General features: G+C 60.6%; 2 protein-coding genes and 1 pseudogene. 2 read left to right on the forward strand and 1 reads right to left on the reverse strand.

Annotation, left to right across the window (positions count from 1 at the left end; genetic code table 11):
- Window positions 1–68 precede the first annotated feature (68 nt).
- Together ACP7AP_RS14795 and pbpC are read left to right on the forward strand one after the other, a co-directional pair.
- Window positions 69–5,513 carry an alpha-2-macroglobulin family protein gene (locus ACP7AP_RS14795; RefSeq protein ID WP_426035076.1) on the forward strand — a complete coding sequence of 1,815 codons (5,445 nt, stop codon included), beginning with the start codon at window positions 69–71 and terminating at the stop codon, window positions 5,511–5,513.
- Window positions 5,510–7,552, forward strand: a complete 2,043-nt coding sequence (gene pbpC, locus ACP7AP_RS14800) for a penicillin-binding protein 1C (protein WP_426035078.1) — start codon at window positions 5,510–5,512, stop codon at window positions 7,550–7,552. Before ACP7AP_RS14795 ends, pbpC begins: the two co-directional genes overlap by 4 nt.
- Before the next feature lie 42 nt (window positions 7,553–7,594).
- Here the strand turns inward: pbpC and ACP7AP_RS14805 are convergent.
- Window positions 7,595–8,248 (reverse strand): annotated as a pseudogene (locus tag ACP7AP_RS14805) (acetyl-CoA C-acyltransferase); the annotation flags it as partial.
- Window positions 8,249–8,363 lie beyond the last annotated feature (115 nt).

An 8,363-nucleotide genomic window follows, 5' to 3' on the forward strand; every position in this document is an offset into this window, starting at 1 on the left:
AGATTGCTTGCCAACGCGACGGCCCCCATGCGACAGTCGGCCCACTGATTTCAGGGAGGATTTTGGCGATGCACGTTAGGCTCGGTCGCGCTCTTATGGGCGTTTTTGCAAGTTTATTGATTCTGTCGGCGATGCCTGCGGCGGCGCAGGATTTGATTCCCGCCAAGCGTTTGGTCCTCAGCGAAAACACTGACATGCCCGGTGGCGATATCGCGTCGATTTTCGACACCACGCTGGAGGCCTGCCAGCGCGCCTGCCTGACCAATAAGCTGTGCAAGGCTTTTACCTTCAACACGCGCAATGGCTCGTGTTTTCCCAAATCTAAGGTCGGTGAGGCTGCGGTGTTTGACGGTGCTTATTCCGGCACCGTGCTTGAGGCCGAAAAGGGTGCGGAAGACCGCGCCAAAGCCCGCCGCGTTGAGTTGAATTTCGTGCAGGATTGGGAGCTTTCGGGCATCACTGACCAAGCTGTGCAACTTGCCAACACCCACACCACCAACGGCTATTCCGCCGAAGATCATCTGGGGGCTGCGGCTGATGCAGAAGCAAATGGCGATTTCGCGCTGGCCAGCAATTACGCAGGCGCTGCGCTGAACCTGACCGATTCTGCTGATGGTTGGGCGGAATATGCGCGGCTTTTGTTGGCGGCAGGGCAAAAGGCCAGTGATCGCAGCTTTCTGGATCGGGCCTATTATGCCTCGGTCAATGCTTTCCTGCGTTCTGACAACAAGGCGCAGGAACATACGATTCTGCTGACGATGGGCGATGCGTTAGAGGCGACCGACAGGGGCCGTGACAAGGTGCAGGCTTTGCGGTTGGCGCAGGCACTGCAACAGCGTGACGATACCGCTTTGGCGCTGGATGATGCGATTGGAAAATATGGCTTTCGGATTGTCGATAATGTGGTCATGACGGACTCGGCACGCCCGCGCATCTGCGTGAATTTCTCGGAGGCATTGGCGAAGTCGGGTATCGATTATGCCAGCTATGTGCAACTTCCCAGCGCGGGTCTGACCGTTACAACCGACGGCTGGCAGCAGCTTTGTGTTGAGGGCGTCACCTTTGGCTCGCGTAACACACTTACCTTCCGCGAGGGGTTGCCTGCGGCGGATGGCCAGACCTTGGCGAAATCCATCGACGTGACCGCCTATGTGCGTGACCGCAATCCCGGCGTGCGTTTTCCGGGCCGGGGCTATGTGCTGCCGCGCTCGGGGGCGGCTTTGATCCCGGTTGAAACGGTGAACACCGAAAAGCTGGAGCTGTCGCTGTACCGCGTGACCGACCGTAACCTGTTGCGTTCGCTGCAGAATGGCTATTTCGGCACGCCAATGGCGGATTATCAGGAATATGATTTCAGCAGCCAGATCGGTTCGGAAATCTGGAAAGGTGTCGGCGCGGTCAAGCAGGATGTGAACGTCGATGTCACCACCCGCCTGCCTTTGGATGAGGCGTTAAAAGGCCAACCTGCGGGCATTTATGCATTGCGCGCGGCGGTTCCCGGCGTTGACCCCTATGTGGTGCCTGCGGGCTGGCAGTGGTTTGTGGTGTCTGATCTGGGCCTGACCACGATGTCGGGCGTGGATGGCCTGCATGTGTTTGTGCGCAGTTTGGGGACGGCGGCGGCGAAAGATGGCGTTTCGGTTGATCTGTTGTCGACCACGAATGAGGTTTTGGCGACCACCAAGACCGATGCGCAGGGCTATGCGAAGTTTGATGCGGCTTTGGCGTTGGGCATCGGCGGGCAGGCTCCGGCGATGATTGTGGCGCGGGATGGTGACAGCGATCTTGCGTTCTTGTCACTGACTGATCCGGAATTTGATCTTTCGGATCGTGGTGTGGCTGGGCGTGAGGCAGCCCCGCCCGTTGATGTGTTCCTGACCACCGATCGTGGCGCTTACCGCGCGGGCGAGACGATCTATGCCACCGCTTTGGCGCGCGATGCCGAAACCGCTGCGATTGAAGGCCTGCCACTGACGGCAATTTTGAAGCGCCCGGATGGGGTTGAATACAGCCGCGCGCAAGTGGCGGACGCGGGGGCTGGCGGGCATGTGTTTGCGCTGCCTGTCGGCGGTTCCGCCCCGCGCGGGCTGTGGACGCTGGAGGTTTACGCCGATCTGGAAGCGGCGGCTTTGACCTCGCAAACCGTGCTGGTCGAAGATTTCCTGCCGGAACGGATCGACTTCAAACTGGCGCTGGCGGATCAGCCGATCCACTTGGGCGATGTGCCGCAGTTGACGGTGGATGCGAAATATCTGTTCGGCGCACCGGGGGCTGATCTGGCGATTGAGGGCGAAGTTCTGCTGCGTGCCGCCAAGGAGCTTGAGGCTTGGCCGGGATATGTGTTTGGCCGCTATGACGCGCCGTTTGATGCCGCCCTGTCGTCATTCGGTGATATCCGCACCGATGCGGATGGCAAAGCCACCGTCGATCTCGCGCTGCCCGAAGTTGAAGACCCCGGCCGTCCGTTGGAAATGCGCGCGACGGTGCGTGTGGCCGAAGGCTCGGGTCGTCCGGTGGAACGTAAAATTACCAAACTGCTCGCGCCCTCGTCTGATCTGATCGGCATCAAGCCGATGTTCACCGATGTGGTGCCGGAAGGCTCGGAAGCCGCGTTCAGCCTGATCGGTATTGATGCGGGTGCCAAGCCTGCGCCGATGAAGGTGAAATGGACGATCACGCGGATTGAGACAGATTACCAATGGTATCAAAGCAATAGCGCATGGAATTGGGAACCTGTCACCACCCGCAGCAAGGTGGCCGAAGGCACCGCCGATATCGGCACAGAGCCCGCCAAAATCTCGGCCCCGGTGCAATGGGGCGAATATGAGGTTCTGGTGGAACGCACCGATGGCGCGCCTGCTGCAACTTCGACCAGCTTCTATGCCGGTTGGTATGCGCCCGCTGATGCGACGGATTCGCCCGATACGCTGGAGTTGTCGCTGGACAAGCCGAAGTATAAATCGGGCGATACCGCCAACCTGCGCATCGTGCCGCGCGCTGCGGGCACGGCTTTGATCACGGTGTTGTCGAACCGTCTGGTGTCGATGCAGGCGGTTGAGGTGAAGGAGGGCGAGAATGTGATCGCCCTGCCCGTCACTGACGAATGGGGTGCTGGCGTATACGTCACTGCATCTGTTCTGCGCCCGATGGATGTGGCCGCTGGTCGTAACCCCGCCCGTGCCTTGGGCCTGACCCATGCCACGATTGATCCCGGCGCACGGGCACTGACGGCGACGGTGGAAACCGCAGCCGAGGCTGCCCCGCGTGGCCCGCTGGATGTGGCGGTTAAGGTGGACGGCGTTGAAGCGGGCGATACCGCTTACGTTACCATCGCCGCCGTTGATCAGGGCATCCTGAACCTGACTGGCTTTATGCCGCCAAACCCGCAGGACCATTACTTTGGTCAGCGCAAACTGGGCGTCGGCATCCGTGACATTTATGGTCGGCTGATCGACGGCATGAATGGTGCAGAAGGCTCGGTGCGTTCGGGTGGTGATGCGGGGGCGCAGGCGCGTCTGCAAGCGCCGCCGCCGACAGAAGAGCTGGTCGCCTATTTCGCAGGCCCGGTTCAGGTTGGGGCCGATGGCTACGCCCGCACTTCGTTCACCCTGCCCTCGTTCAACGGCACCGTGAAGGTGATGGCGGTGGCATGGTCGAAAAAAGGTGTCGGCCAAGCCAGCGCTGATGTGTTGGTGCGCGATCCGGTTGTGGTCACGGCATCGCTGCCGCGCTTCATGCAGCCGGGGGACAAATCACGGCTGCTGTTGGAGATCGTCCACGCCACCGGGCCTTCCGGGCGGATGTCGCTGGATGTGTCCTCGGGCGGCTTGAAGTTGGGTGATGTGCCTTCGGGCTTTGATCTGGGCGACAAAGCCAAGGCCACTTTCGCCATTCCGGTGACGGCGGATGCGATTGGAAACCAGACGATTGAGATCGCCTTGACCACACCAGACGGCAAGGTTTTGAAGAAAACCCTGACGGTTCCGGTGGAAATCAACGATCCCGCCGTGGTGCGGGTCAGCCGTCTTGATCTGAAGAAGGGTCAGGAGTTTACGTTCGATTCCAATGCCTTCGCAGGGCTGATCCCCGGTTCGGGCAAGGCCACCATGGCCGTTGGCCCGATCGCGCGGCTGAATGCGCCCGGTGTTTTGGCGGCACTGGATGCCTACCCCTATGGCTGCACCGAGCAGATCACCTCCAAGGCGCTGCCGCTGTTGTATTTCGACCAGGTTGCGCTTGCGATGGACCTGCCGGGATCGGACAATATCAAGCTGCGGGTGGAACAAGCGGTTGAGGAAGTGCTGACCAACCAATCCTCTAATGGCTCGTTCGGCCTGTGGGGTCCGGTGGAAAATGGTGGTGATTTCTGGCTGGATGCGTTTGTGACCGACTTCCTCAGCCGGGCGAAAGCGCGCGGTTATGCGGTGCCGGATCAGGCCTTCCGCAGCGCTTTGAATAACCTGCGCAACCAAGTCAACTATCAAGCCGATTTCGACAAAGGTGGCGAGGCTTTGGCCTATGCGCTGATGGTTCTGGCCCGTGAAGGTGCGGCGGCTGTGGGTGATCTGCGCTATTATGCCGATGTGAAGGGCGATGCGTTCAGCACGCCTGCGGCGATGGCGCAACTGGGGGCAGCACTGGCAAGCTACGGCGATCAACCCCGTGCCGATGCGATGTTCCGGCGTGCGGGCGTGGCATTATCGGCGCTGAAAGGCCCAGAGAAAGAGCAGATCTTCCGCGCCGATTACGGCACCAATTACCGTGACGCGGCGGCCGTGCTGGCTTTGGCGGCTGAATCCGGCTCAAAAGCTGTGGATGTTGAGGCGCTTACTTCGCGGATCGCAACCACCTCGGCACTGTCCACACAGGAAGCCACTTGGGCGCTGCTGGCGGCCAATGCGCTGATTGATCGCAAGGGCGCTGACGGCATCCTGATCGACGGCGCGCCTGCTTCCGGGCCATTGGTCAAGGTGCTGAATGCGGAAAATACCGCGCCTGTGGTGGTGAAAAACACCAGCGATAGTGACACCACGCTGACCGTCACCACCTATGGCGTGCCGTCTGAACCCGAACCGGCGGGCGGCAACGGCTATGCCATCACGCGGAACTACTACACGATGGAAGGCGAAGCGACGACGCTTGAGGGTTTGAAGGTTGGCACACGGCTGATCACCGTGCTGGAAGTCACGCCGTTTGGGCGGGGTGAGGCCCGGTTGATGGTTTCTGATCCGCTGCCTGCCGGGTTTGAGATCGACAACCCGAACCTGATGTCCTCTGGCACTGATGCTTTGTCGGAACTGGGCTTGGAAACCGAAGTTGCGCATAGCGAGTTCCGGCAGGATCGTTTCCTGACCGCGATTGACCGCTACAGCAATGAGACGTTCCGGCTGGCCTATGTGGTGCGCGCGATCTCTCCGGGCACGTTCCACCAGCCCGCAGCCTCGGTCGAAGACATGTATCGGCCCGACCTGACGGGTCGGACCGATGCGGGCACCATCACCATTTCCGAGTGATGGGCGCGCGGTTTCTATTTGTTCTGGCGGCGGGCCTTGGGCTCGCCGCTTTTTCAAATGACAAACTGGATCAATGGGTTGATGCGACGGTTTTGCCGCCTTTGCAGGTGGAAACGTCTGTTGAAGTGCTGGACCACAACGGTGCTTTGCTGCGCGCATATACGGTGGCCGATGGGCGTTGGCGGCTGGATGTGGCGCTGTCGGATGTGGACCCGGATTACATCGCGGCGCTGCTGGCTTATGAGGATAAGCGGTTTTATCAGCACGGCGGCGTTGATCCGCAGGCTTTAGCGCGCGCGGCTTTGCAGGCGGTTTGGAATGGGCATGTGGTGTCGGGGGGGTCGACCCTGACGATGCAGGTGGCGCGGCTGTTGGAAGAAGGCACCACCGGGCAGATTGACGGTAAGTTGCGGCAGATGCGGGTGGCAATGGCGCTGGAGCGGCGGTTGAGCAAACAGGAAATTCTGTTGCTATATCTGCACCTTGCGCCTTATGGCGGCAATCTGGAAGGTATCCGGGCGGCGACGCTTTCGTATTTTGGGAAAGAGCCTTTGCGGCTTACCTCGGCTGAGGCGGCTTTGTTGGTGGCGATCCCGCAAAGCCCGGAGATGCGCAGACCGGATCGCTCGGTCGAACGCGCGACGGATGCGCGGGATCGGGTTTTGGCGCGGGCTTTGCGGGATGGGGTGATTGATGGCGAGCAGATGCGGGCGGCGAGGACCGAGGTGGTGCCGAGTGCGCGGCGGGCTTTTCCGGCACTTGCGCCGCATATGTCTGACCGGATTATCTTGGAAGAACCTGGGCTTAAGCGGCATCAGCTGACCTTGGACAAGACCTTACAGGGTAAGCTGGAACGCTTGGCTGCGGATGTTGTTGCCAGCCGGGGTGACAAGCTGCAAGTGGCGATTGTGGTGGCGGATCATGCCTCGGGTGAGGTGCTGGCCTCGGTGGGGTCGGCTGCGTTCAAAGCGGATCGCAGGGCGGGGTTTGTCGATATGACACGGGCGATCCGCAGCCCCGGATCGACGCTTAAGCCCCTGATTTATGGGCTGGCTTTTGACGAAGGCCTCGCCCACCCAGAGACGTTGATTGACGATAAACCGACTGATTTTAATGGCTATAGGCCGCAGAATTTTGATCGGCAATTTCGGGGGACTATTCGGATCAGAGAGGCTTTGCAGGAGTCTTTGAACATCCCGGTTGTGGCGCTGACGGATGCGTTGGGGCCCGCTAAACTGCTGGCATCTTTGGACAAAGCAGGGGTGAGATACGATCTGCCGGGGGGGCAGGCAGGGTTGGCGATTGCTTTGGGAGGAATTGGCGTCAGCCTTGAGGATATGGTGCAACTTTACGCGGCTATCGCAAGGGGTGGCGTATCGCTGCCGCTTACCCACCAGATGAAGGGGCAACGCGAGGAAGGGCAGCGGGTGCTATCGGCCTCAAGTGCTTGGCAGGTGGGGGATATTTTGGCGGGCCTTGCTCCACCGCCCGGTGCGCCGGAAAATCGGCTGGCTTACAAGACCGGGACCAGCTACGGCCACCGCGACGCTTGGGCGATTGGGTTTGATGGCCGCGATGTGATTGGCATCTGGATGGGCCGGCCGGATGGCACGCCGGTGCCGGGAGCGTTTGGGGCGGATTTGGCGGCACCGGTGTTGTTTCAAGCCTTTGCGCGACTGAAACAGAATCTAGACCCGCAACCAGAGGCGCCGCCTTCTACACTCTTGGTTTCAAACGCGGAATTGCCACTGCCGTTGCAGAAGTTCCGTAACAGAAATGCGGCGTTTCAGCCGGATAAAGACGCGCCAGCGGTGGCTTTTCCGCCCGATGGCGCGGAAGTAGAAATGCTGCCAGAGGGGCTTTTGGTGCGGGTTTCGGGCGGTAAAGCGCCCTATACTTGGCTGGCAAATGGGGTGCCTGTGGCAATCTCGCTGGGGTCAAAAGAGGTAATGTTGGCCCAGTTGGGGCGCGGATTTATCACGCTTTCGGTGATAGACGCCGAGGGTCGATCAGCGCGCACGAAGGTCCGATTGCGGTAAAAGCTGTCGAGACTTTTCCAGTATGGGAATCGACCACATAACCTACGCCCGCTCAATCGCCAAAGCGATGCCCTGACCGCCGCCGATGCACATGGTGATCAGCGCAGTTTTGCCCCCCGAACGTTCCAGTTCTGCCAGCGCTTTGGCGACCAGTATCGCGCCCGTCGCACCCACCGGATGGCCCAAGGCAATCGCGCCGCCGTTGGGGTTGACGCGGGCCGGATCGAGGCCAAGGACTTGGGTCACGGCAATGGCTTGGGCGGCGAAAGCCTCGTTCGATTCCACCACGTCGAAGCTGTCGGGTTTCACGCCAAGTTTTGCACACAGCGCTTGGACGGCCGGGATCGGGCCGAGGCCCATCACCTTCGGGTCTACCCCGGCCACCGCGTAGCCCATGATACGGGCGCGGGCTCGGCCGGGATTACCGCGCGACAGGATCACCGCTGCCGCGCCGTCGTTGATGCCCGAGGCATTGCCTGCGGTGACGGTGCCATCCTTGGCAAAGGCGGGGCGGAGGTTTGCGAGGGCTTCAAGCGTGGTGGCTTTGGGGTGTTCATCTTGCGCGAAGATGGTGTGACCTTTGCGGCCTGTCAGTTCAATCGGGGCGATTTGACCCTCAAAGCGGCCGTCGGCAATCGCCCGCGCGGCGCGGGTTTGCGATTCCAAAGCGAAGGCGTCTTGAGCCTCGCGCGTTAGAGCAAGTCACCTTCAATCGGGACCATATCCTGCGGCTTTGAAGTAGTTTCTGCATTCCTGGCTATGGAATAGATCGCAGACTGCACCGACGGCGGTCCAGAGGGCTTGGTACGTT

The sequence above is a fragment of the Cypionkella sp. TWP1-2-1b2 genome, from assembly GCF_049896245.1.
GTDB lineage: Bacteria > Pseudomonadota > Alphaproteobacteria > Rhodobacterales > Rhodobacteraceae > Cypionkella.

Bases quoted from the DNA above. Each gene is read 5' to 3' on its own strand.
- ACP7AP_RS14795 (WP_426035076.1), top strand. From the start codon at position 69: ATGCACGTTAGGCTCGGTCGCGCTCTTATGGGCGTTTTTGCAAGTTTA.